Source organism: Vibrio sp. OPT24 (assembly GCF_015163545.1).
GTDB classification, from domain to species: domain Bacteria; phylum Pseudomonadota; class Gammaproteobacteria; order Enterobacterales; family Vibrionaceae; genus Vibrio; species Vibrio cyclitrophicus.
Genome location: NZ_JADDYI010000048.1, coordinates 103,568 through 129,064, shown reverse-complemented (window position 1 = coordinate 129,064; position 25,497 = coordinate 103,568). Strand labels below are relative to the sequence as shown.

The window sequence follows — 25,497 nt, the reverse complement described above, 5'->3', positions numbered from 1 at the left end:
GGATAGTGAATTCATGTTCGATAAATACAAAAATCAAAGTGTTGGTTTCCAACTTAAGCTAGTGATTTTACTTTGCTTGCTGATCGCCTTTGGTTCAATTGCGACCCTCGTGTATCGAAATGCCTCACAGGTATTATTAGACAACACACTGAAAGAGCATCAGTCAAAAGTCGAAGCAATGGCCAAAACAATATCTGGTCAATTTGATGCCTACCTGCATACCGCCGAAGTTTTAGAATCAACTTTTCGTAACGGTTACCTAGCAGGTGTTTATGTTGAAAGTTATGACGTTGAGTTCAACGGCCATTCGATTCCTAACATGACGCAATATGGTGAAAGCCTGATCAACGACACCAAACTCGTTGATAGCTTTACTCGTGATACAGGCGCAGTAGCAACATTGTTTGCCCCATTCGGTGAGGACTTCATTCGTGTATCAACATCTCTTAAAAACCCTTCAGGTGATCGAGTAGTTGCTACTACGCTAGGACGAAACCACCCAGGCTATAACAAACTCAAAAGTGGCCAGCCTTATTACGCTCAAGTAAAACTATTCGGCCAGCGTTACATCACCTACTACGCTCCCTTAACCAATGCTCAAGGTAAAGTTAATGGTGTGTCTTTCATTGGCTTACCCGTTGAAGAAGCAACTCAGAGCTTATTTGAGTCTTTGCGCTCGGTATCATGGGGAGACACCGGATACACCATCATTGTTGATAATGAAAAAGAACATCAAGGTCAGTACTTATTGCATCCTACCCTTGCTGGCGGTGGCAAATCGATTATTGATGTCGCCGATTACGATGGCAACAAACCTTTCTATCAACTCTTCGAACAATCATCAGGCCTGATCCTATACCCATATGAGTATCAAGGAACAGTAGGTGAAAAATATCTGGTATACACCGACGTTCCGGGTTGGGGATGGAAGCTACTTGGCGGCACGTTCATTAAGGAAGTGACCAAAGGCAGTGACGAGCTTCTGAAGCTTATCGCTATCATTGCGACCTTGATTGCCGCCGCTACAATCGTAGTGTTAACTTTCGTTTTGAACCATACACTAACACCGCTAACAACCTTAAACGAATACATGATGCGTTTAGGGAAAGGCGAAGTCAGCCTACATATTCCAAACTCAGGTAAGCAAACAAAGAATGAAATCAGTAACCTAAATACAGGGGTTGCAACCATGGCTGCCCAGTTGAATACATTAGTGGGTGAAATTCGCGCGACCAGTGATCAAGTTCAAAATAGCTCAAGCAGTGTTTCTCAAGATGCAAGCCACAACTTAACGCAATCTGACCGTCAACAGGCGCAAGTAGAACAAGTAGTAACAGCAATAGAAGAGATGGCGACGTCGGCTGAATCCGTAGCTCAACAAGTCAACAGCATTGCTGAAAACGTCCGTCTGGCAAATGACGATAGTCAGCAAGGCTTAGAGGTTGTTGAAGGTGTGTGTATTGATGTTGCTCAGCTCAACGATCAGCTAGATAAATCAGCATCAGCGATTGAGCAAGTAAGCGCTGATAGCGAAAGCATCCAAACTGTTACCAAAATGATTGATGACATCGCAGAACAAACCAACTTACTTGCGTTGAATGCTGCGATTGAAGCTGCACGTGCTGGAGAACAAGGCCGTGGCTTTGCCGTTGTTGCTGACGAAGTGAGAACGCTGGCTCATCGTACTCAAACCTCAGTGCAAGACGTGGTAAGCATTATTGAGAAACTAAAAGCTTCCACTAATAATGCCGTAAATCTAATGACGCAGAGCCAATCGAATGCCAACCAAGTACTCGATAAAGCGCAAGAAGCCGGTACAGCACTAGAATCCATTGCTTCTCAGGTTGAGTCTATTGCTTCTCAAGCTGAAACTATTGCTGCAACATCTGAAGAGCAAGCTCAAGTTTCTCAAGAGATAGCCGCCAACGCACATGCAATCAGCGACCTAAACCAACAAAGCCGAGAAACCAGCGCTAAGACATCTCAAAGTGCTGATGAACTTCAAAAGCAAGCTGAGTCATTGAAAAATCAAGTGAACTTCTTTAGCTAACCATTTATTTAACTAAAGACTTAGTGATTAGCCTTGGTTAATAACTTTAGTAAATAGCTTGAGTTCACATATCGCTGCGTGAACTCAATAACTTCATATAGAGCCAACACCTCGTTGGCTCTACTTATTTAAGGCAACCTCGTTTACGCTAGCGCCCCTCTTTGCTTCCTGTTAAAATTTCGCCCTTAAGATATCTACCTCGAGTTCGCAATGACTTACCAATGCCCTTTGTGTCACCAACCTTTATCTCAAAACGATCGTACGTTTAAGTGTGAAAAGAACCATCAGTTCGACCTAGCGAAAGAAGGCTATGTCAATTTGATGCCAGCTCACCACAAACGCTCAAAAGATCCAGGTGACAACAAAGAGATGATGCAGGCTCGTCGCCGCTTCCTTGAAGGCAACCACTATGACCCAATGCGCCAAGCGGTGGTGACATTGTGTTCTCATTATCTACCAGCAGAGGCACCTGCCCTATTGGATATTGGTTGTGGCGAAGGTTATTACACCAACGAAATTGCGGTAAACCTAAAAGAAAAGAATGGTGCTACTTTTGGCCTAGACATTTCTAAGATCGCTATCAAATACGCGGCTAAACGCTACCCTGCAGTCGACTTCTCGGTTGCATCAAGCCATCGCCTACCCTTTGCTGAAAACAGCTTAGACGGCATTCTACGCATTTACGCGCCTTGCAAGGCTGAAGAGCTGCAACGCACCATCAAAGATAATGGTGTGGTGATCACCGTGACACCCGCTAACCGACACCTGTATCAACTGCGTGATGCAATTTATGATGGCGTTCGCTTACATGACGAAGATCCAGAAGTGATCGAAGGTTTTACGCTTGAACACCAAGAACAACTAAACTATATGATGGAACTATCGGGGTCAGATGCATTCGACCTGCTACAGATGACGCCATTTGCTTGGAAAGCGAGTGAAGAGTTTAAACGACAACTCACCGATGCAGAGCAATTCAACTGTGAAGCTGACTTTATGTTGAGAGTGTACCGCAAACAAATTTAATTGATATTGATTATCGTTTGCATTGAAATCTCATCTTGCCTCCTTTAGTATGCGTGTTCTTCAAGGAGGCATTTCATGCAACGTATTATTCTTATCGGATTAGCTACCCTGCTTACAGCTTGTGCTATTCAACCTTCAAACAACACTTCTCAAACAGTGGCTAACACGCAAACAAAAACCGTTTTCACATTTTATGATTATCAGTTTGCTTCCCCACAAGGTAAAACACTTTCCCTCGATGCGTTACCCAAGCAACTGACAGAAGCTGACGTCGTTCTTATTGGAGAATGGCACACTCACTCTGCTATCCATCGCTTCCAAACCCATTTCCTAAAAGTGCGTCGAAACGCTACGCCAAACATTGCGTTATCAATGGAACAATTCACTCGAGAGCATCAAGACACATTAAACCAATATCTAAACGGTGAGATTGGCGAACAAGTTCTTATGTCTCAAGCCGCTGCTTGGCCAAATTACGAAAGTGATTATCGTGCGCTGGTTGAATTCGCAAAAGCCAACGATGTCGATATCATTGCGGCAAACGCACCAAAACCCTTTGTACAGTGTATCGGCCGTAAAGGATTATCCTATCTAGATCAGCTAACGACGGAACAACGCCAATGGATTGCTTCAGAAGTCGATACTGGCGATAGCCCTTACAAAGAAAAGTTCATGGCTTCAATGCATCACGGCACACCAGAGCAAACAGAAAAGCAATTTTCCGCTCAGGTAACCTGGGACGAAACTATGGCTGAATCGATTGTGGATTACCTAGCATCAAACCCTGAACAACAGGTGATCCATGTGGCTGGTAAATTCCACACCGAAGGTGGTTTAGGCACTGCAGCGTCGATTCTACGTCGTAACCCTGATTTGAAAATTGCCATCATCAGTCCAGTTGAAGAAATCTCATCGAATAGCAGTGACTACCAACTAAAAGTGCTTTCTCCACCGGCTCGTTTTGTTAAGAAAGAGAACCGAATGAAGGCATACAAGCACCTATCTAAGCGCGGATCCGATCTCAAGTGCGACTAAACTCGCTATCCAGACTTAATCTTATCCAAGTTTAGGTCTGGCATGCTACAAGTCTGGCAAACTAAAAGCTTGTTCAATCGCGCCCTAAGATAAATATTGATATCGGCATAGGAATTGCTTAATTACCAAGCAGTTTTGATTAAGCAGATGAAAATGTAATGTGCGAATAAAAAAACATCACCATGGTGATTAAATGCACAAGTTTTTCACACCTCTGCCGATACTATATTTAAGGATAGGTAAGGAGAGCTATATGACGCCGGTAGGAACGAGTAATACCCAGCTATATTCACCTTCGCAAATGAACTCACAGAGTAAAAACAGTGAAGCTGAAAAGCCCGCGCCTCTTAAGGTTGAACAAAACACTGTTAAGCTTTCTAATGAAGGCAAAGCGCTCTTATCTGCCCTGAAAGAAATCGATAAAGAAGCAAAAAAAATTGAAGCAGAGAATGAAACCGTTACCGATAAGGTTGAATCATTTGCTCATGGCGCTCTAGGTATGGATCACCCAGACAAGATCGAAGAAGAAGACGACGGTTCGTATTCAGCTGGGCAATATTTGTCCGCAGCGGCAACCGTTGGTGGAATCCTTCTCGCTCTGGTCTAACACTTTATCGTTCTCCACTGTATCCCATCCCTTACGCTGCATCTCTTGCATTGCCCCTTTGCATAGAGTCTTTTCTATTGTAAAAAGTGATTTGTCGTCACGACAACAGACCTGATTTGTCCTAAAAAACGAGTTCACTCCATAATTCCGCTCTCATTTTAATGGAATAATACTCGTGAAAAACACTTTTGAGCTTATTGACAAGCCGACCTTTTTTGGTGCGATAGCACTCCTACTCACGATCGTCTTCCCGCTGATTATGTTCCCTACTCAAGGAGCAGACTGGATTGCGGTAGCTAAAACTTTTATGACCGATCAACTCGGCTTTCTATATTTAGCGCTTGGCCTAGCAGCGTGTGCGTTCATGGTTTATGTTGTCTTCAGCGATATGGGACAAATCAAACTTGGCGAAGCGGACGAAGAGCCAGAATTTAAAACAGCATCATGGGCAGCAATGCTGTTCTGTGGTGGTATCGGTGCAAGTATCTTGTACTGGGGCTGTATTGAGTGGGCTTATTACTATCAATCACCTCCTTTCCAACTGGAGCCAGGCAGTGAGGAAGCCGTTCGTTGGGCAGCGACTTATGGTCTGTTCCACTGGGGACCAATCGCATGGTCTATCTACTTGATCCCTGCGATTCCTATTGCTTACTTCTTCTATGTTCGTAAACAACCTGTTCTAAAAATCTCTAGCGCTCTAATGCCCGTTCTTGGTGAACACCGTAGTAAGGGCGTACCGGGAAAGATCGTCGATATCCTATTCATTTTCGGTCTATTAGGCGGCGCAGCCACAACTTTAGGTTTAGCAGCTCCTCTTATCACTGAAGGCCTTAACCACCTATTCGGTCTGCCTAAAAACAACCTAACTCAAGTGATGGTACTTCTGGTTTGTACTGCTATTTTTGCGTACTCATCTTATGCGGGTTTAGAAAAAGGCATCAAGATCCTCAGCAACATCAACTTCTGGGGTGCGATGGGGCTATTGGCTTTCGTTCTGATTGCTGGCCCTACGATTTTCATGCTGGAAACAGGCCTAGATTCAATTGGTCGCCTACTGTCTAACTTTTTCGTGATGGCAACATGGGCGGAACCATTTGGTGGTTACGGAACCTTTGAAAACACGCACTTCCCACAAGATTGGACCATTTTCTATTGGGCATGGTGGCTAGTTTTCGCACCGAGTATGGGCCTATTTGTTGCACGAATCTCTCGTGGCAGAACCATTAAACAAATGGTGTCAGGCTCAATCTTCTTTGGTTCATTAGGCTGTTTCTTATTCTTCATGATCTTAGGTAACTACGGTTTATCTCTACAGTTGTCTGGTGAGCTCGATGTCGTTGCTATCTTGAACGAAGAAGGCGCAACTAAAGCGATCTTCTCGATGCTGGCACAACTGCCAATGAGCACATTGGTGATCGCAGTATTCACACTGCTATGTATCATTTTCACTGCGACAACCTTTGATTCTATCTCTTATATTCTGGCTTCTGTAGTTCAGAACAACGTGACAGAAGAGCCGATGCGTTGGAACCGTATGTTCTGGGCATTTACACTTTCGTTCTTACCAACAATCCTGATGTTCTTGGGGGGGTTAAGTACACTACAAACCGCAGCAATCGTAGGTGGTTTACCACTACTAGCGATCTCTGTGATGTTGATGATTTCAGCCGTTCGAGCCACTAGCCTAGATCTACGTCATCAAGACGCGTACATCGAACCAACGATTAACATCGAAGAACTACCAGACATGGATCCATGGTCGGCAGAAGGTATGGCATTAGCACAGTTTGAAAAAGAGAAAGATGCCGCACAAGAGGCAGCTGAACATGAACGTGAAGCTTACAAAGCGCTAGCGGATGTTAAGAAAGAAATTCGTGCTTATGTTCTTGAACAAGGTGCGCAAATGGAAACACATGAACTTCCAGAAAATCTACAACAAGCTCTTGAGCAGGCTGAAAACGACTTAAGTACAGCTCAAGCGAAGAAAGTAGAGTTATCTGAGCAAGCTCAAAAAGCTCGAGTCGCGTTCAACCAGGTGGTTGCAGAACTGCCGCTTGCTTGACATTAGCCATGACATCGTCCGTTAATCTGGACGCTCCTAAATAAGACCAAGGCTCACAGAAATGTGAGCCTTTTTTTATGTTTTTCTAAAAACTTGAGTTATTGCTCACTTTCATGTTGATGAAACAAATATGAAACGACTTTGACATAAATCGGTGTTCTAATCATCCCGCTTATATAAAAAGGGATAACTAATGAATCACTTTATGAAACCAATTGTTACCGCAGTGGTAACCTCTACACTCTCATTCAACGTACTTTCAGCAGAAATCAAAAATGTCATTCTGATGATCGGCGACGGCATGGGTCCTCAGCAAGTTGGCTTATTGGAAACCTACGCAAACCAAGCGCCAAATTCCATCTATAAAGGGAACAAAACGGCCATTTATCAACTTGCTCAAGAAGGGGTTATTGGTTCATCCCTAACGCATCCGAAAGACGCAATCGTAGTGGATTCAGCTTGCTCTGCGACCATGCTTGCAACGGGTATCTACAGCGGTTCAGAAGTGATCGGTATCGATTCACAGGGTAACCATGTTGAGACCGTACTTGAGAAAGCGAAAAAAGCAGGCAAAGCGACCGGCTTAGTGTCCGACACACGCTTAACTCACGCGACCCCGGCTTCTTTCGCCGCTCACCAACCTCACCGTTCTTTAGAGAATCAAATTGCATCTGATATGTTAGCAACGGGCGCTGATGTGATGCTCTCTGGAGGGCTACGTCATTGGATTCCTAAATCGACCAACGACAAAGGTGAAACCTATAAGCAACTTGAGAAACTGACTCAAGGTGATGTTTATCTCAAATCGAAGCGTAAAGACGACCGTAACCTGCTGACTGAAGCAGAGAAAGACGGCTACCAACTGGTGTTTAATCGCAACATGCTAGACGACGCTAAGGGCGATAAACTACTTGGCCTATTCGCCTACTCAGGCATGGATGATGGCATCGCTTACAGCAACAAGAAAAAGAGTAGCGAACGAACTCAGCCAAGCCTGAAAGAGATGACAAAAAAAGCGCTCAACATCCTATCCAAAGATGAAGATGGCTTTTTCCTAATGGTTGAAGGTGGCCAAATCGATTGGGCGGGTCACAGTAACGATGCCGGCACGATGCTGCATGAACTGCTCAAGTTTGATGAAGCGATCCAAACTGTGTATGAATGGGCAAAAGATCGTGAAGACACGATCGTGATTGTGACCGCAGACCACGAAACAGGATCTTTCGGTTTCAGCTACTCTTCTAACGACTTACCAAAACCACAGAAACGTTCTGGCGAAGCCTTCGCTGATCGCGACTATGCACCCAACTTTAACTTTGGCGCATTCGATATTCTTGATGGTCTATACAATCAGAAGCAAAGCTACTACGGCATGATCAGCGAATTTCAAAAGCTAGATAAAGCACAGCAAACATCTGAAAAACTGGCCGAAATAGTCAACAAAAACAGTGAGTTCCCTATTACAGCGGAACAAGCGAAAAACGTATTAGCCAGTAAGCCGAACCCATACCGATTGGCTCAGCACAAATACTTGTCAGCAGAAGAAGTACCTGCTATCAACGATTTCGATGCATTCTTCCCATATAACGACCGTGGCAACCTGCTTGCTCGTGAACAAGCAACGGGTCAAAACATTGTTTGGGGTACAGGTACACATACTCACACACCTGTGAACGTGTTTGCTTGGGGCCCTGCTGAGAAAATACTGCCGGTTTCGAAAATCATGCACCACTCAGAATTGGGTGAGTACATTAAACAACAAGTAAACTAGCCTGAATCTTTTTTGCTCGTTTAACTTTAGCGCCCTCCGGGGCGTTTTTTGTTTTAAGCCTTTAAGTTAAGTAATTAAGTAAGTTTTAAATTTAGGCGACGCAAAACAGCCGCTCAAAAGCGGCTGTTTTTAGAATAACTAACGGTTCGGGTGGTTTAAAATGTGGTCTTCCCAATCGACAACATCAATTTCATACACCACTTTATTACGAACACTTTCGCCTGCTGCATGCATCTCTGTTTTTGATCCCGTGATCAATGGGTGCCATTCAGGAATAGGCTTAGATTCTGATAAAAGGCGATAAGCACAAGTATCTGGTAGCCAGTGAAACTCGTCGATCTTGTCACGAGTCAGCTTCAAGCACTCTTCACCAGAAGTGAAACGGTTCGGGTAGTCTTTACACGAACATGTTTTGTCGTTTAACCAGCTACACGCCACATTGGTGTAGTAAACTTCATCGCTATCTTCATCCATTAGTTTATGCAGGCAACACTTACCACAACCATCACACAGTGATTCCCACTCTTGCTCTGTCATCTGTTCTAGTGTTTTTTCTTGCCAAAATGGATTCGTCATAGGATTACTTCTTACTCATTTACTGGGGTGCGTGTTATACCGCTAGCCCATAAAAAGTTCAAGGATAATCATTGTTCATTCTTTGATTCAATCAACAGCTGTCACTCTCATCATTTTTTGCTACTATCGCGCCCCCTGCTATTTAGTGAGTTTAATTTGATGGAATGTCGTTTAGGTTGTGGAGCATGTTGTGTCGCTCCAAGTATTACATCAGCTATTCCTGGAATGCCCAATGGCAAGCCTGCGGGCGTGCGATGCATTCAATTAAATGAGCAAAATCTTTGTAAGCTGTTTGGTCTATCTTCGCGCCCTAAGGTGTGCCACCAATTCAAAGCCTGCCCTGTCATTTGTGGCAAGACCGACCAAGAAGCCCTTGATAACCTGATCGAATTAGAAGCGATTACCTAAGCGCATCTGCCCTTTTCTGCCTTCTATATGCTCAAGATTTCACAAAGTTACGAAATCTAAACTATCTTGTTGATACTGGTACAGATTAATAAGGATCGTTATGAATAGGTATATCGCAGAAATGTTTGGTACGTTTTGGTTGGTGTTGGGCGGTTGTGGTAGTGCCGTCTTAGCCGCGGCTTTCCCTGATGTGGGAATTGGCCTACTCGGAGTTTCCCTTGCCTTTGGTTTAACCGTACTCACTATGGCTTTCGCTATTGGTCATATATCCGGTTGCCACCTCAACCCTGCTGTCACCATCGGCCTATGGAGTGGTGGTCGCTTTGATGGCAAAGATGTTGCGCCTTATATTATTGCCCAAGTGATTGGCGGTATTATCGCGGGCGGCGTGCTATTTGTGATTGCTTCTGGCCAAGCAGGTTTTGACGTTGTCTCATCAGGCTTTGCTTCGAATGGTTACGGTGAACACTCACCGGGTGACTATTCGCTAACCGCAGCACTCGTGTGTGAAGTGGTCATGACCATGGTGTTCCTATTCGTGATCATGGGGGCAACCGATTCAAAAGCACCGGCTGGATTTGCACCTATCGCGATTGGTCTTTGTTTAACCTTGATCCACCTTATCAGTATCCCCGTCACTAATACCTCTGTGAATCCTGCTCGAAGTACTGGTGTAGCCGTATTTGTTGGAGACTGGGCTGTTTCGCAATTATGGCTATTCTGGATTGCACCGATTATTGGTGCCGTGATTGGCGCTGCGATTTACAAAGCCGTGCGCGGCTCTGATTAATCGTTTGAAAGGTTTTAGAATAGACACGTTCAAGGACAAAGCTTTATAACAAAAGAAGAAAAAGCCGCTTAGTGATTATTCACCAAGCGGCTTTTTTATATCTTATGACGACCGAGTAAGGAGTGCGAAAGCGTGGTGCCATCCACCAGCTCTAGCTCACCACCAACGGGAACACCATGGGCGATTCGACTTGCGTTCACTTCATGGGCATTGCATAGCTCAGCAATGTAATGGGCCGTTGCTTCGCCTTCAACCGTTGGGTTGGTCGCGAGAATAACCTCTGTGATATCACCACGACGTAAGCGGTAATCCAAAACATCGAGGCCAATATCACTTGGACCAATCCCATCAAGTGGCGAAAGGTGGCCCATCAACACAAAGTAACGGCCTGAATATTGGCCAGTTGCTTCAATTGCTGCAATGTCTGCAGGGCTCTCTACTACACAGATTTGACCATTTTCCTGACGTTTAGGGTTGGTACAAATATGGCAGGTATCTTCTTCAGTAAAAGTACGGCACTCATTACAATGACCAATTTCTGTCATTGCCTGGCTAAGAGCATCAGCCAACTGTAGGCCGCCTTTTCTATCGCGCTGTAACAAATGAAAGGCCATACGCTGCGCCGACTTGGGACCAACCCCAGGTAGACAACGTAAGGCCTCCATCAAATGCTCCAGCATATGACTGGTACGCATAGTTAACCGTTCTGATTTTCAAACGGTGACTTGTTCAACACAAACCACCACTTGAATTAACTTTAAAGAATAAGTTACTTAGAAAGGCATCTTCATACCTGGTGGAAGTTGCATCCCACCAGTTACGCCAGCCATTTTCTCTTTTTGAGTCTCTTCAACACGACGAGCCGCGTCGTTGAAAGCAGCAGCGATAAGATCTTCAAGCATCTCTTTATCGTCTTCCATTAGGCTTTCATCGATATCAACACGGCGAACGCTGTGGCTACCAGTGATGGTTACTTTTACAAGGCCAGCACCTGACTCACCTGTAACTTCCATATTCGCGATTTCTTCTTGAAGCTTTTGCATGCGCTCTTGCATTTGCTGGGCTTGCTTCATCATGTTGCCCATACCGCCTTTACCAAACATGTTAATACTCTCTGGTCTAATTGGTTTATTAAAATTTATTAAGCTTTGGTGCTTAAATGGGGGTTAAACCACAGTGATTCAACCCCTCGAGGTTCAGTTCTCAGATTTGCTTATCTAGGATGATACGCAGGTCACTAAACGTGAAAAAGCTCTATATAGGGCGAACACTGTCTCTGTCGAGCTCAGCAGCAAAACGCCTCTCAATAAACTGTACATTGGCATCGTTTTCCAAAGCGGTAAACGCGTCTTTCAACTTACCTTGGTACAATCTTTCTCTTAATTCGAGAGGTGTTTCTCCACCGTCACCGATTTCCACACTCAAATGACACTCTTCTCCGAGCACGGTATTGAGAGACTGTAACAACTCACTCTGTGCTCGATCCGTATTCAGGTGAGCTTGGCTCGATCTTAACGTTAAGGTGATTGATGTGCCATTTTTAGCAAACACTGAGTTCAATGCTAACTGTTCAACAAGCTTTGCTGTTTCCAGCTTTTGAATCGTGGCGGACCATTCATCTTGAGCAATAGATTCTTGCAGCAATTTATCAACCATTTCTGGTGTCTTAATGTGCTCTAACGCGCGCTTGATCTGAGTGGGTGTAAGCTCTTTACTCACCTCTTTCACTACAGGTTTAGACGGTTTCCAGCGATAAGGTTCATTATCATTGGCAACATTTTCTGTAGAAGAGGCTGATAAAGAAGCTGGCGACACCCGCTCAGAACCACCGTGTTGCTGAGCAACTCGGTCAAGAACTGAAGTTTTAGCTGGTGTCGCTTTAGCCTTTTTTGGCGCTGAACCTTTGTTATCTGTTGCTGCACCACCTCTACGTTGAGAACGCAATTGGTGACGTAAACCACTCACAGGCGAAGTTGCACGCGCTGGTTGCTCTTGCGAAGCTGGTGAAAAAGAAGGTGCAACGGGAGCAACATTTGGCTGCTCTTGATTCTGGTAATTCGTTTGCTGAGTCATGGGACTCATCGCCTGCTCCGCACCGTAGCTAGGACGTTCATCATAAGCAGGTGGAGCGTCATACTGACTGTGCGGGTAATCCTGTTCTGGATAACCTTGGTTGCCTGAATGATCAGCGTAACCTTGCGAATCTGAATATTGGTTCTGATTCTGCGGCGGTTGTTGTTGCACCGGCTGCTGAATAGGAGCTTGCTGAGGCACTTGAGGCTGTGAAACCGCTGGAGCCTGAGCTGACTGTCTCGGAGCTGCCATTGGCGCAGCTTGACTCACTGGCTGAGCAACACTCTGAACCGGATTCTGAGCTGCAGGAGCAGGCGCTGGGCTAGTCGACTCAGTCGAGATAGCCGTAGCAACAGTTTGTTCAGCAGGTCTGAATGCCAACATACGCAGAACCACCATCTCAATACCAACACGAGCGGTTGGCGATAATGGCAAGTCTTCACGACCTTTCAGCACTATCTGGTAGTAGAGTTGGATGTCTTGAGGGCTTAACGCTTTGCTCAGCAGTTCCAGCCTTTCGGCATCAGGCTGAGCCTTATCTAAAGTAGACGGCAGAGCTTGATACATCGCCAAACGGTGTAGTTGAGTCGCAAGTTGACTCAGCAATCCATCCCACTCAACGCCATTTTCAGCAAGAGCTTGAATGCAAGCCATCGCTAATTGTGGCTGTTTACTGCTAATCGCTTCAAGAAGATGAATCGCTTGGTCGGTATCAAGTGTCCCGAGCATATGAGCAACAGTGTCTGTCACTACATTGCCATTGCCTAATGCAATCGCTTGATCTGTTAGACTAAGAGCGTCACGCATACTGCCATCGGCCGCATGCGCAATCATTCCAAGCGCACGAGACTCAGAAGTTACGCTCTCTTGCTCTAGAATATGATCAAGCTGCTCATGAATGTTATCCACGCTGATCGGCTTAAGGTGGAATTGCAGACAACGCGACAAAATAGTCACTGGAAGCTTCTGTGGATCTGTCGTTGCGAGCAAGAATTTCACATATTCAGGCGGTTCTTCTAAAGTTTTTAGAAGTGCGTTGAAACTGTGCCTAGAAAGCATGTGTACTTCATCGATAAGGTAAACCTTGAAGCGACCACGTGCAGGCTTGTACTGAACATTGTCCAGAAGCTCGCGGGTATCTTCTACCTTTGTTCGTGATGCCGCATCAATCTCGAGCAGGTCAACAAAACGACCTTCATCGATCTCTTTACAGGTTGGGCATTCACCACAAGGTGTTGAGGTAATGCCTGTTTCACAGTTGAGGCCCTTAGCAAACAAACGACCGATGGTTGTCTTACCGACACCTCGTGTACCGCTGAACAAGTACGCATGGTGCAACCTATTCTGGCTAAGGGCATTCTCTAATGCTGTTAAAACATGGGCTTGACCAACCACTTCTTTAAATTTGGTTGGTCGCCATTTTCGCGCTAACGCAAGATAGCTCATGAATAATTCCGAAAAGGATTAATGACCGTCGAATTCGCAGATGCTAAACACTTCTAGACCTAGGCCTTTTAAGCGCTTGTCACCACCGATTTCTGGAAGGTTAATTACAAATGCAGCATGCTCTACCACACCACCAAGCTGACGAATCAACTTTGTTGTTGCTTCAATCGTACCGCCAGTTGCAAGCAAGTCATCGACCATCAGTACTTTATCGCCTTCAACGATAGCGTCGGTATGGATTTCTAATGTATCTGTGCCGTACTCTAGCTCATAAGATTGTGCCACTGTTTCGCGAGGCAGTTTACCCGGTTTACGAACAGGGATAAAACCAACACCAAGCTCAAGTGCCAAAGGCGCACCAAATAGGAAACCACGAGCTTCAGTACCAACAATCTTAGTAAAGCCCATATCCTTGTATGTTTCCGCCAGCAGGTCGATAGTCGCTTTGTAAGCTGCAGGATCTTCCATCAAGCTTGTCACGTCACGGAACAAAATACCTGCTTTAGGGTAATCAGGGATACTTTTGATGCTAGCTTTGATCAGAGAGATTTTTTCTGTGTTCATAATCTTATGCACTTCATTAGGCCACTTTCCAAACTCTCGTTAACGAATCAAACAAGTTAACGCACGAAACCAAGGAAAGGTACGATTGGTATTCATTGCAACGAGAGTCATAACTTTCATTGCTGAAATAATAAACGCCCGCTAAATAAGCAGGCACACTGGCTTAATGGTAGTGATTTTCTTTGCTGTCAGCAACCAACTCATGAGTTGGAAGTCGCATAAACCATGTGAGAAGAATAACAAGTACGCAAATTAGGAAAGCCTTGACCCAAATGATAGGAGCAAAGTAGATGGATAACGCAAAACTCAACAAGATAAAGAATACGCCACGCGTTTTAACTTGTTTGGTAACGGCACCGTATTGATACCAATTGTTCAGTAAAGGGCCCAGCGTTTTGTGCTCATGCATCCATTTATGAACTTTCGGATTGCTTCGCATGAAGCAGGCGCTGGCAAGAAGGAGAAAAGGAGTGGTTGGCAGAACGGGCAAAACTATCCCTAGAACTGCGAGAAATATACAAAGGCCACCAGCAATATTGAGGCTTAAAACTCGAACGCTAATTGTGGCCTCCTTGAGTTAACTATATTAGTTTATCTAAGATAGCTTCACTAGAATGTTGCGTAACCATTGAATACTCGAATCAACGTAAGGGTTGCTGGTAATAATGGGATCGCTAAAAATGCGGCTAAAAATCCTAGAAAGTAGAATACATTAAACGGGTCTTGAAAGTCTTTGTTATCTGCCATGATTACTTCTTGTTTTTGTTAGTAAAGGTAAGTGTGTGGCGAACCAAACCCTCTTTGCTAAATCAACATTTAACAAAAAAGGCATAGCCACACCATTTGCGCAACTATACCTTAATCAATTATTCACAAAAACCGAGGAAATATAGGGTTAATCAGTAGACCCTTGGTGTATGTCTAAGCTAAAACTTGCCGATCCCAGTAAGCTCATTGACAACTGGCACCCTTTTTCAATCGGCAGATCCCTTGTAATAAAATTCTTCTTACAGTTTTCACCTAAACGCTCACCTGCAGCAATGTGTTGATTCACCTCACCGTTTGACCACCGCCCATCTAAACCCGCAGGTAAGATAGAGATAGTCCCTTCAGCAAGATTAGCCACACCAAACAAAGCATCAACTGGCGTAGCGCACTTAGAGCAATGAATCCCTTTCTCCAAAACCTCAGCAATATCTTTGAGGTCAACATTAAAATCTTTTCTATTCCTGATGTAATCGTGGAATAGAGCTCTCACCAGTAAGGTCGTCGCGGAGCCTCCATTATCAGAAGAAGACGAATCAACGAGATAAAAAGCAAACTGCCCGTTCATCAGCCACGCGTAATCAAACACAAGTGGCATCATTTCTGTTGATTGCAACAATCGATAACTACAGCGCCACGCTCCTTGTCGTGTATCTTTTTCCGGAAGTAGCGCATGCAATAGATCTTTTGCTGCACTAGGGTTGTCTTGCAAGTAATTCAAGTGCCAATGTAATTCTTGATCTTCAGGGATTTCTCCTCCGTCATCTACCGAAAACCATTGGCTCGAAAAGTCTCGTTGGTCTGAAATATTGTCAAACGAGTCTTTGAGTGTATTAGCTATCGCGCTACCTAAATGGGCGTGATCCTCTAACGGTTTAGCTAAAAAGTCTTTAATGCCAAATCGCAATGCTTTAGCGACATCTGACATGTCGTCTGTCGCTGACACAACAATCATAGGCAATGATGGATACTCTAAGCTGAGCTCTTCTACAAGCTCGATGCCATCCAAAATTGGCATTGATAAGTCACACACAATTAAATCTGGTGCTGAATCCCTAAGCTTTTGCAAAGCATCCAGTCCATTCTCAGCCTCAACCACTTTATAACCAATCGCATCTAAATACGCGCTGGTTATACGGCGAAAAATGGGGTCATCATCAACCAACATGACACATTTTTGGTTGATCATCTCCTGAGCCGAGGTCATTACTGGCTGACTGTAAGTTTTGTACATAATCTTTAACCTCACAAAACTAAGTCGAATTATTATTGTTATCTGTTCCAAGAACTAATATAAAACTTAGTAATAAAATGCTAAATACACAAATTTGCACTCTTTACTGGTAATTCGTGACGAGGGTTGGAATACTTGTAAATAGTGCAACGAGTTGACGTAACGCAAACATTGATCTCACTGTTACGTATAAATTAGATGAGATTGTAAACAAATGTGTCTGGATTTATGAAATTAGATGATTTAAACCTCTTTCGACTTGTCGTTGAAAATGGAAGCTACACCGCAACATCACGCAAAACTATGATTCCGGTTGCGACCATCACACGACGCATCCAAGCCTTAGAAGACTCTTTAAACCTAAGGCTTCTCAATAGACACGCGCGTAAACTCTCTTTGACAGAGGCTGGCGAACGTTTTTTCAATGAGTGCTCTCCGTTACTGCAACGTCTGTCTTCTACTGCAGAAGAGCTCACTGATGTGTGTAAAGGTGCTTCAGGGAAGATCCGTATTACCGCTCCCTCCAACCTGACTAAGCGCATGATGATGCCGATGTTCAGTGAATTCATGACTCAATACCCTGATATCAATATTGAGCTGATGATGAACAACCAAGCCGATCAGCTTGACCCAACGGAGTGGGACGTAATTTTCAGAGTCGGTCCGCAACGTGACTCAAGCTTAATCGCGAGAAAAATCAGCGAAGTGAAAGATATTCTTATCGCAAGCCCTGATTACTTGGCTAAGAACCCTGCACCAAGTCACGCTGAAGAGTTGGCAAACCATTCGTTGCTCAAAGGCTACCCATTGATTAAGTGGCAGCTGAGTAATTCGAATGAAGAGACCGTCGTTAATAGCGAGAAAGGTCGTTTCAACGCCAATGCATTGAATGTTGTCAGACAAGCGTGTTCTGAAGGCCTAGGTATCACCCTAATGCCTGATGTCATGATCCGTGAATACATTGAAGACGGCAGCTTAGTACAAGTCTTAGAAGACTGGAGCGCTAACCCTCGTGATATTTACATGCTTTATAACCACAAAGACCATTTACCTGAGAAGGTTAGATTGTTTATTGATTTTGTGATCGCATACCACATTCATTAATACTAATCCCATTCCCCGCAAACAAAAAAACCAGAGCTGATGCTCTGGTTTTTCTTTTTAGCCCGCTAACAACACTGTGGTTCGTTATTAGTGAAAACACTTGATTGTTAGCGAACACACTTTATTAATAATGGAATCGCTTTACTGCTTACGAAAGTGCTTTACCACTAACAAAAGTGATCTGTTGCTAACGAGAAACTAAGCGCCTTCGTTATGTAGCTCTAAGTTCGCTAAGTCTTGCTGGATTTCACGTTGAACCTTTGAGTCGTCATTACGCAAAGAATCTAGGAAGTCTAGGTACGCTTGGTCAATATCGCCCGTAACATACTCACCGTTGAATACTGAAGTATCGAAACGAGAGATGTCTTGATTACCCATGCCGACTGCAGAAATAAGGTCTGGTAGTGTTTGGAAAATCAAAGCGTCTGCGCCAATCTGCTTACAAATCGTTTCATTATCACGACCATGAGCAATCAGCTCTGTCGCGCTTGGCATATCGATGCCGTAAACGTTAGGGAAGCGTACTTCTGGAGCGGCTGAAACCATGTAAACTTTGTTTGCGCCTGAATCACGAGCCATCTCAATGATCTGCTCTGATGTCGTACCACGAACAATAGAATCATCAACCAGTAGAACGTTCTTATCTTTGAACTCAGAACGAATAGCGTTGAGCTTACGACGAACTGACTTCTTACGCTGTTGCTGACCAGGCATGATGAACGTGCGGCCAACGTAGCGGTTTTTCACGAAACCTTGACGGTATGGCTTGTTAATCGCTTGAGCGATTCGCAACGCGATATCATTCGATGTTTCTGGAATTGGAATTACCACGTCAATGTCTAGGTCTGCGTACTCTTCCTTAATACGTTTACCTAGCATCTCACCCATCTCAACGCGCGCGCTGTAAACTGAGATTTTATCGATGAACGAGTCAGGACGAGCAAAGTAAACAAACTCAAAGATACATGGATTTAACTGTGGGTTATCTGCACATTGCTTAGTGAAAAGATCACCGTCGAATGTTGCGTAGATAGCTTCACCAGGAGCAACGTCACGCATAAAGTCAAAACCAACAGCGTCTAACGCTACTGACTCAGACGCAACCATATACTCTGTTTTACCATTAACTTCACGCTTACCAAGACACAGCGGACGGATGCCATGTGGGTCACGGAATGCGATCATGCCGTGGCCGATAATCATTGCCGTTACGGCGTAAGCACCACGAATAGTGCGGTGCACGTTCGCTACTGCGCGGAAAACGTCTTCTGAAGTCACGTTACCTTTAACGGTATCGATCTCATGAGCTAATACATTCAGTAGAACTTCAGAATCAGAGGTTGTATTCACATGACGACGGTCTTTCTCGAATAATTTCGCACGAACTTCATTTGCGTTCGTTAGGTTACCGTTGTGCGCCAACGTGATGCCAAAAGGAGAGTTTACGTAGAAAGGCTGAGCTTCAGAAGCACTTGAACTGCCCGCTGTAGGATAGCGAACGTGACCAATACCCACTTCACCTTGTAAGCGCTGCATGTGTTTTGCTTCAAAAACATCTTTTACTAAACCGTTCGCCTTACGCAGACGGAAACGATTGCTTTCTATGGTACAAATACCAGCGGCATCTTGGCCACGATGCTGCAATACCGTTAAAGCGTCATAAATAGACTGGTTTACAGGTGTTGAACCCACGATTCCAACAATACCACACATGTCCTAATCCTCGATTTTCGACATTAACTGGCGCTAAAGCGCGCCAGATAAGAAACTAGATGTTGCTTGTAAATGCTCGAAGAACGGCGCAATGATTCGACTAAACTCCGGAACCAATTGCGAATTCTTCCACCACTCAGAACTTGGGAATGCAGTAAACGCATCCATGAAAAACAACACTGCAGAAACAATCAAAACACCACGTAAGCCACCAAAGACGACACCGAGGATTCTGTCTGTACCCGACAGGCCTGTTTTCTGAACTAGTTGACCGATGACATAGTTAACTAAGGCACCAACAACTAACGTCGCAACAAACAATGCTGCTATCGCAGTTCCGTTTCGAAACATCTCATCTTCGATATTGGTGAAGTACATGGCTAATTTAGCGTAGTACTGGCTAGCAATAAAAAATGCTCCAAACCAAATAACAAGTGACAACGCTTCTTTAGCGAAACCGCGAACTAAACTGATCACGGCAGAGAAGCCGATCACGCCTAAAATGACAAAATCTAACCAATTCATGAATTCTTCATCTTAAGTTGGCGCGCATTTTAACAGAAAAAATGCTGACGCAAACGTTTTCTTATGGATTTAACGGTTTAAATTTGAGCAATTGGCCTTTTGAACCCGTAATTTTTTCTAATTCCTTAATTTGTCGCTCAAGTTTGGATTTAGAGACATCCGGGCCAATAATTACTCGCGTAAAAGTTTTTTCTTGTTTGGTGTGAGCCTGGTAACCACGCTTTTGTAAATCCTTAACAACATTTTTTGCGTTGTCAGCATTCTTCAAAGCCATTAATTGAATAAGCCAAGCACTGTCTTGGTATTCATTTTTTTCTGGTACAGGTTTCACCACGACTGCCACTTTGTCTGCTTCTTTATTGTTTGAAGTCGACGCCATTTGCGTATCGGATTTATCAGCACCGCCACTTTCAACCACTTGCTCAACCGGAGAATCCGGTAATGCAATCTGATCTTCAACAGGGTCGAGCACTTCAAAAACCTCAACATTACTATCAAGCTCAGGTTTAATCGGAATGCTTGCAAACTCTTCTTTGTAGTGGAGCTTCTTACCATCAAGCACATCGGGCAATACAATCACGCCAATGGCCACTAAAATGATGGTGCCGACTAATCGGCTTTGGAATTTACTTGCCATTTAGTTTCCTTTTTTCTGCCAGTGCTCCAACACTTCACCAACGGTATGGAAAGAACCGACCACCAACACAACATCATCACCTTGAGCCGAAGCTAAAGCCGCTTCAAACGCCGCAACAGGAGTTGTATGCTGCTTTATACCTTCAGGTAAGCTTTGACACAATTCCGCCGCCGTTGCAGCTCGTGGGCCTTGCAGTGAAGCTGGGTACCAATGTGTTGTCATCGGCGCTAATACTTCCAATGTCGCGGGGATATCTTTGTCATGAAGCATAGCGACAACAACGTGTAAGTTTTTTCCTGCGTACGTCTTCTCAACTTGCTGTGCAAAATATTCGGCCGAATGCGGATTATGCGCGACATCAAGCACAATCACGGGGTGTTCACTAATTTGCTGCATGCGTCCCGGGAGCTGAGCATTCTTCAAACCGTTCACCACGTTAACATCGCTAATAGTCAGATCTGAAGTACCTAGTGCCATTAATGCTGTTGCTGCATTAGGTAATGGTAGGCTTGGAATAGGCAGTGATTCCAATTGAAATGCACCACTGCGCCAATTCCACACATCACCATCTACATCATAAGCATATTGAATACCCACTTGATAGAACTCAGCCTTAATGTCATCAGCGTGCGCAGCAACCGTCGCAGGTGGCTTGGGTTGACCACAAATAGCAGGTTTACCACTACGATAGATACCCGCTTTTTCAAAGCCAATCACATTGATGTCGTCACCCAACCAATCAACATGGTCGACAGCCAAACTGGTAATCACAGAAACATCATGTTCAACGATATTGGTCGCATCTAGACGCCCGCCTAGACCCACTTCCAATAACACAACATCAACCGTTTCTGTTTGAAAAGCGCGTAACGCCGCCAACGTACCATATTCGAAAAAGCTAAGGCTGATTTCGCCACGCTCTTTCTCAATGAAATCGAAAGACTGAACCATCTTTTCGTTGGATAGATCTTGGCCGTTAATACGAACACGCTCGTTATAGCGAATTAAGTGAGGAGAACTGTAGACACCAACTGAGTAACCAGCGTCCAACAGAATCGCTTCCATCAGAGCACACGTTGAGCCTTTGCCATTGGTTCCAGCAACGGTAATAACGTGTTGAGCAGGTTTGGTGAGCTTTGCCTTAGAGGCGACGGCTTGAACTCGGTCTAAACCAAGATCAATAGCACTTGTGTGGATGTTTGATAAATAATCAAGCCACATCTCCAAAGAGGATGTGGCTTGAGGAATAGGTTGTTGACTCATCTAACTCATAACCATGATTAAGTAGGTTTGTTAGATGGTACTTTACCCTTTTTCTGGCGCTTCTGGTACTTCATAAGTAGCTTCATTCGGTGAATCGTTCACAGAAACTACCAATGGTGAAGGCTGGTTGGTCATTTTAGCAACAAGGCTTGCAACACGCTGACGCATTTCACGACGGTCAACGATCATGTCGATAGCACCGTGGTCTAGTAAGAACTCACTGCGTTGGAAACCTTCAGGAAGGTCTTCACGTACCGTTTGCTCAATTACACGACGTCCAGCAAAACCGATAAGCGCTTTTGGCTCACCAATATTGATATCACCAAGCATGGCCAAACTTGCAGAAACACCCCCCATTGTTGGATCAGTCATTACTGAAACAAACGGTAAGCCTTTCGCAGATAAGCGCTCAAGAGCAGCACTGGTTTTCGCCATTTGCATTAGAGACATAAGCGCCTCTTGCATACGAGCACCACCACTTGCAGAGAAACACACTAAGCCGCAATTGTTTTCGATAGCTGCATCAACAGCTTTCACAAAACGTGCACCTACCACAGAGCCCATTGAACCACCCATAAATGAGAATTCAAACGCACATGCTACGATAGGTAAACCAAGTAGTTCGCCTTTCATTGCCACTAATGCATCTGTCTCACCGCTGTTTTTCTGTGCAGCAGAGATACGTTCTTTGTAGCGCTTAGAGTCTTTAAACTTAAGTTTATCTTGTGGCTCAAGATCAGTGCCCAGTTCAACACGCTCACCTTTGTCTAGGAATGTATCCAGACGGCGACGTGCCTTCATGCGCATGTGATGGTCACATTTTGGACATACTTCTAGGTTACGCTCTAGTTCAGCATGGTAAAGAACCTGCTCACAAGAAGTACATTTAGTCCAAACCCCTTCAGGGATAGACGCTTTACGAGATGTTACGATGTTGCTTTTTTCTAAAATCTTTTCAAGCCAACTCATGGAAGACCTTTTTGTTTCGATTCTTCCGCTTGATTGCGAAAGAAATAAATTTGGGAATTATGCGTGGGAATTAAAGCACATAAAACAGCGACTGTAGATAAAAAACTGGTTGTACCTATTTTCTGTGACTATTTTACGCACGAAACCGTAATATTTTTTGAACCTAAGTCTCACATTTAGTTCAAATCATCCGGTAAAAATAGAGGGCCAATTGGCTCTCTTGGTAGATCAAAATGTTCAGGATAATCAACATCTACCAGATACAAGCCTTCCGCTTTTGCGGTCGCACCTGCAACTTTTCGATCTTTTGCTTCTAAAAGCCATTGGATCCACTCTGGTTTCTGCTCACCTTTACCTACCGCAATTAAGCTACCAGTGATATTCCTCACCATATGATGGACAAACGCATTCGCTTTAATATCGATCACGATGTAGTGTCCATGACGAGTCACGTTTAAGTGAATCATGTTTCGCCATGGACTGCGAGATTGGCAATGTGTTGCTCTAAACGACGTAAAGTCATTTTCACCAAGCAAGTACTGACCCGCTTCGTGCATTTTTTTCTCATCAAGGTGACCATGATAATGACTCACTCCTGAATTTAAAATGCCAGGGCGTAATGCGTGGTTAAAGATAATGTAACGATAGCGACGAGCTGTTGCTGAGAAACGAGCATGAAAATCTTCATTCACTTCTGTAGCCCAACGAACCGCAATATCTTTTGGCATATTGGCATTCGCGCCCATTGTCCACGCTACCATTTTGCGATCGACATTTGTTTCAAAGTGAACGACTTGCCCCGTACCGTGAACACCAGCATCGGTTCGACCTGCGCACATAACTTCTACCGGGTGATTCGCGACAACTGAAAGAGCCTTTTCCAATTCTTCTTGGACACTTTTCACGTCTCGTTGGCGCTGCCAACCAAAGTAGTGGGTACCGTTATATTCAATACCTAAAGCAATTTTCATGTTCTTGTTCTCTTTGAAAATGGGCCGAGAAGTATATACGGAAATGAGTGTTAGCCCAAATGAGATGGAGTTAAAACTGCAATAAACAATCACCAGCGCCCTAAAGTAAAGGGTAGCCAACGCTACCCTTTATGTTTGATTTAATTTATCGGCCGTTTAACGTATCGATGAGGTTCTTTGCCTCTCGGCGAATATCATCGCTGCCGTCTACTATCGCCTCTTCCAAGAGCTTAATAGCTCCATGAGGATCACTCATCTCGATATAGATTTTAGCCAAATCAAGCTTACCAGCAGCTTCAGCGTTGCTGTCCACATCAAAATTACCAATATCACCAATGACATCAGGGAATTCATTTAGGCCAACGTCCAATTTTAACTCTTCATCGTCTGGATTAATGACTTCTTCACCTTCTTGCTCTACTTGAGCCATTAGTTCATCAATCGTCATGTACTGCTTATCACGACTGTTGCCTGATTCGGTTAGGTTGTCTTGTTGAGCCCAATTCTCTTCTTTGATCTTCGGTTCAGCTTGCTGTTCAGCCGACGCCCAAATCTCTTGTTGATCATCAGGCACATCATTATGCATGCTCGATTGTTGCTCTGGCGCTAGGTTAAAGCCTTTCCAATCTTCACCGCCAACTTCAAGCATGGCATCAATATCAAGTCCTGCACTATCAATTGAGGTCGCATCCAGTGGTTTGTTGAACATGTTGTCGACAGAGTCTTGAACATCTTCAGAAAGCAATTCAGCTAATGCTGTTTCATCAAAATCATCAAAGCCTTCAAGTGGCTCGTCTTGAGTCAACGCTGTGTTTAAGTCTTGTCTTGGTGCTTCACCCGCAGAAGTCATCGGTTGAGTAAAGTCTTCAACTTTAGGTTCTTCTGTATCAGAGAAATCATCAGCTTGACTAAAGCTTTGTGGATTAGAGAACAAGTCATGCAATGCGTCTTGCTCTTCACCTTGCGGGCTAAAAGAAGTTAACGGCGTTGGTTTTTCAGCAAAGGCATCTGATATAGCTTCATCTTCACCGTATTCCGGCAAATCAAATTCATCTAATTCTACGCCTTGTTCTTCAGCGACTGGCTCGTCACTACTTTGTTCAATGTCATCAAGAACAGAATCCGCTTTGGCACTCTCTTCATCGTACTCAGGAAGGTCAAGGTCATCGAACTCGAACGTCTCTGTACCATCAGATAAGTCTTGCTCTAACTGTGCTTCGTCCGGTTCACTAACTGCTTCCGCCAACGCATCTTCTTCACCAAACTCTGGAAGTTCAAAATCATCAAACGAAAACTCTTTTTCGCTATCTGATCTCGCCATTTCAGTTTGTGGTGCAGCTTCGGTTTGAGGTTCTGCGGTTGGTTGTGAATCAGTAACAGGTGCTGTTGGTTCTGGTGTTATTTCAGTGTTAGCTTCCGCTAATGCATCTTCTTCGCCAAACTCAGGAAGCTCAAAATCATCAAAAGAGAACTCTTCTTCGCTGTCTGATGGTGTAGCTTCTATTTGAGGTGCAGATTCAATTTGCGGTGCAGCGTCTAGTTGCAATTCAGTATCGAGTTGAGAGTCAACAACAGGAGCTTCTAATTCTGGTGTGACTTCAGCATCAGCTTCCGCCAATACATCTTCTTCACCGAACTCAGGCAATTCGAAATCATCAAAAGAGAACTCATCTTCGCTGTCTGAGGAAGTAGTTTCAGTTTGAGGTACAGATTCAACTTGTGGTGTGGTTTCCGTTTGAGGCACAGCACCGCTTTCAGGTGCAGCGTCGAGTTGAGAGTCAGCAACAGGAGCTTCTGATTCCGATGTTACTTCCGCGTCAGATTCCGTCAATGCACCTTCGTTAATTGTATCCTCTCCAATCAGCCAATCGTCATCCTCTGGTACACCAAATTCATTGGGAATGATCT

At 44.4% G+C, this 25,497-nt stretch carries 24 protein-coding genes; 9 read left to right on the top strand and 15 right to left on the bottom strand.

Annotation, left to right across the window (positions count from 1 at the left end; all coding sequences use genetic code 11):
• The first annotated feature begins 13 nt into the window (after nucleotides 1-13).
• From IQO02_RS10435 to IQO02_RS10410, 6 genes are all read left to right on the top strand, one after another.
• Nucleotides 14-2,050, top strand: a complete 2,037-nt coding sequence (locus tag IQO02_RS10435) for a methyl-accepting chemotaxis protein (RefSeq protein ID WP_010437057.1) — start codon at nucleotides 14-16, stop codon at nucleotides 2,048-2,050.
• A 210-nt stretch (nucleotides 2,051-2,260) separates the two neighbouring features.
• Nucleotides 2,261-3,076 carry a 23S rRNA (guanine(745)-N(1))-methyltransferase gene (gene rlmA, locus IQO02_RS10430; protein WP_010437055.1) on the top strand — a complete coding sequence of 272 codons (816 nt, stop codon included), beginning with the start codon at nucleotides 2,261-2,263 and terminating at the stop codon, nucleotides 3,074-3,076.
• 75 nt (nucleotides 3,077-3,151) lie between these two features.
• Nucleotides 3,152-4,111, top strand: coding sequence for a ChaN family lipoprotein (locus IQO02_RS10425; RefSeq protein WP_193838534.1), 960 nt, complete (start codon nucleotides 3,152-3,154; stop codon nucleotides 4,109-4,111).
• A 253-nt stretch (nucleotides 4,112-4,364) separates the two neighbouring features.
• Nucleotides 4,365-4,718, top strand: a complete 354-nt coding sequence (locus IQO02_RS10420) for a hypothetical protein (RefSeq protein ID WP_010437053.1) — start codon at nucleotides 4,365-4,367, stop codon at nucleotides 4,716-4,718.
• Nucleotides 4,719-4,893: 175 nt separating this feature from the next.
• Entirely contained in the window at nucleotides 4,894-6,780 is a 1,887-nt protein-coding gene (locus IQO02_RS10415; protein ID WP_010437049.1) for a BCCT family transporter, read from the top strand.
• 193 nt (nucleotides 6,781-6,973) lie between these two features.
• A complete protein-coding gene (locus tag IQO02_RS10410; RefSeq protein ID WP_193838533.1) occupies nucleotides 6,974-8,551 on the top strand; it encodes an alkaline phosphatase in 1,578 nt (525 codons plus the stop codon).
• 138 nt (nucleotides 8,552-8,689) lie between these two features.
• Here the strand turns inward: IQO02_RS10410 and IQO02_RS10405 are convergent, their stop codons facing one another.
• Complete coding sequence (locus IQO02_RS10405; protein WP_016767514.1) at nucleotides 8,690-9,127, bottom strand: YcgN family cysteine cluster protein; 438 nt, start codon at nucleotides 9,125-9,127, stop codon at nucleotides 8,690-8,692.
• Between the two features lie 159 nt (nucleotides 9,128-9,286).
• On the opposite strand from IQO02_RS10405, the gene IQO02_RS10400 reads away from it, so the two are divergent.
• Both IQO02_RS10400 and aqpZ read left to right on the top strand, forming a co-directional pair.
• On the top strand, nucleotides 9,287-9,535 hold the full coding sequence (locus tag IQO02_RS10400; protein WP_010436940.1) for a YkgJ family cysteine cluster protein: 249 nt from the start codon (nucleotides 9,287-9,289) through the stop codon (nucleotides 9,533-9,535).
• A gap of 100 nt (nucleotides 9,536-9,635) precedes the next feature.
• Complete coding sequence (aqpZ, locus tag IQO02_RS10395; RefSeq protein WP_016767513.1) at nucleotides 9,636-10,325, top strand: aquaporin Z; 690 nt, start codon at nucleotides 9,636-9,638, stop codon at nucleotides 10,323-10,325.
• Nucleotides 10,326-10,420: 95 nt separating this feature from the next.
• Here the strand turns inward: aqpZ and recR are convergent, their stop codons facing one another.
• From recR to IQO02_RS10360, 7 genes are all read right to left on the bottom strand, one after another.
• A complete protein-coding gene (gene recR, locus IQO02_RS10390; protein ID WP_010436925.1) occupies nucleotides 10,421-11,020 on the bottom strand; it encodes a recombination mediator RecR in 600 nt (199 codons plus the stop codon).
• A gap of 78 nt (nucleotides 11,021-11,098) precedes the next feature.
• On the bottom strand, nucleotides 11,099-11,428 hold the full coding sequence (locus IQO02_RS10385) for a YbaB/EbfC family nucleoid-associated protein (protein WP_009848672.1): 330 nt from the start codon (nucleotides 11,426-11,428) through the stop codon (nucleotides 11,099-11,101).
• Nucleotides 11,429-11,579: 151 nt separating this feature from the next.
• Nucleotides 11,580-13,844, bottom strand: a complete 2,265-nt coding sequence (dnaX, locus tag IQO02_RS10380) for a DNA polymerase III subunit gamma/tau (protein WP_016792772.1) — start codon at nucleotides 13,842-13,844, stop codon at nucleotides 11,580-11,582.
• Nucleotides 13,845-13,862: 18 nt separating this feature from the next.
• Nucleotides 13,863-14,408 carry an adenine phosphoribosyltransferase gene (gene apt, locus IQO02_RS10375; RefSeq protein WP_010436920.1) on the bottom strand — a complete coding sequence of 182 codons (546 nt, stop codon included), beginning with the start codon at nucleotides 14,406-14,408 and terminating at the stop codon, nucleotides 13,863-13,865.
• Nucleotides 14,409-14,571: 163 nt separating this feature from the next.
• Nucleotides 14,572-14,943 (bottom strand): YbaN family protein, encoded by a 372-nt coding sequence (locus IQO02_RS10370; RefSeq protein WP_029189203.1) that lies wholly within the window; start codon nucleotides 14,941-14,943, stop codon nucleotides 14,572-14,574.
• 74 nt (nucleotides 14,944-15,017) lie between these two features.
• Nucleotides 15,018-15,155 carry a hypothetical protein gene (locus IQO02_RS10365; protein ID WP_004734169.1) on the bottom strand — a complete coding sequence of 46 codons (138 nt, stop codon included), beginning with the start codon at nucleotides 15,153-15,155 and terminating at the stop codon, nucleotides 15,018-15,020.
• A 148-nt stretch (nucleotides 15,156-15,303) separates the two neighbouring features.
• Nucleotides 15,304-16,407 carry a response regulator gene (locus tag IQO02_RS10360; RefSeq protein ID WP_010436916.1) on the bottom strand — a complete coding sequence of 368 codons (1,104 nt, stop codon included), beginning with the start codon at nucleotides 16,405-16,407 and terminating at the stop codon, nucleotides 15,304-15,306.
• A gap of 228 nt (nucleotides 16,408-16,635) precedes the next feature.
• On the opposite strand from IQO02_RS10360, the gene IQO02_RS10355 reads away from it, so the two are divergent.
• On the top strand, nucleotides 16,636-17,511 hold the full coding sequence (locus tag IQO02_RS10355; RefSeq protein ID WP_004734167.1) for a LysR family transcriptional regulator: 876 nt from the start codon (nucleotides 16,636-16,638) through the stop codon (nucleotides 17,509-17,511).
• Between the two features lie 198 nt (nucleotides 17,512-17,709).
• Here the strand turns inward: IQO02_RS10355 and purF are convergent, their stop codons facing one another.
• The 7 genes from purF to IQO02_RS22155 form a co-directional block, all read right to left on the bottom strand.
• Nucleotides 17,710-19,224, bottom strand: coding sequence for an amidophosphoribosyltransferase (gene purF / locus IQO02_RS10350; protein ID WP_010436912.1), 1,515 nt, complete (start codon nucleotides 19,222-19,224; stop codon nucleotides 17,710-17,712).
• Nucleotides 19,225-19,257: 33 nt separating this feature from the next.
• Nucleotides 19,258-19,749, bottom strand: coding sequence for a CvpA family protein (locus tag IQO02_RS10345; RefSeq protein WP_009848678.1), 492 nt, complete (start codon nucleotides 19,747-19,749; stop codon nucleotides 19,258-19,260).
• A 61-nt stretch (nucleotides 19,750-19,810) separates the two neighbouring features.
• Nucleotides 19,811-20,386, bottom strand: a complete 576-nt coding sequence (locus IQO02_RS10340) for an SPOR domain-containing protein (RefSeq protein ID WP_010436902.1) — start codon at nucleotides 20,384-20,386, stop codon at nucleotides 19,811-19,813.
• The gene (gene folC, locus IQO02_RS10335; protein ID WP_016767511.1) at nucleotides 20,387-21,649 is read right to left on the bottom strand and encodes a bifunctional tetrahydrofolate synthase/dihydrofolate synthase; all 1,263 of its coding nucleotides are present in this window, start codon (nucleotides 21,647-21,649) and stop codon (nucleotides 20,387-20,389) included.
• A gap of 42 nt (nucleotides 21,650-21,691) precedes the next feature.
• The gene (gene accD, locus IQO02_RS10330; protein ID WP_010436898.1) at nucleotides 21,692-22,618 is read right to left on the bottom strand and encodes an acetyl-CoA carboxylase, carboxyltransferase subunit beta; all 927 of its coding nucleotides are present in this window, start codon (nucleotides 22,616-22,618) and stop codon (nucleotides 21,692-21,694) included.
• A 176-nt stretch (nucleotides 22,619-22,794) separates the two neighbouring features.
• Entirely contained in the window at nucleotides 22,795-23,589 is a 795-nt protein-coding gene (truA, locus tag IQO02_RS10325; RefSeq protein WP_010436895.1) for a tRNA pseudouridine(38-40) synthase TruA, read from the bottom strand.
• A 145-nt stretch (nucleotides 23,590-23,734) separates the two neighbouring features.
• Nucleotides 23,735-25,497 (bottom strand): FimV/HubP family polar landmark protein (locus tag IQO02_RS22155; RefSeq protein WP_322626533.1); only part of this gene is annotated, 1,763 nt, incomplete at its 5' end.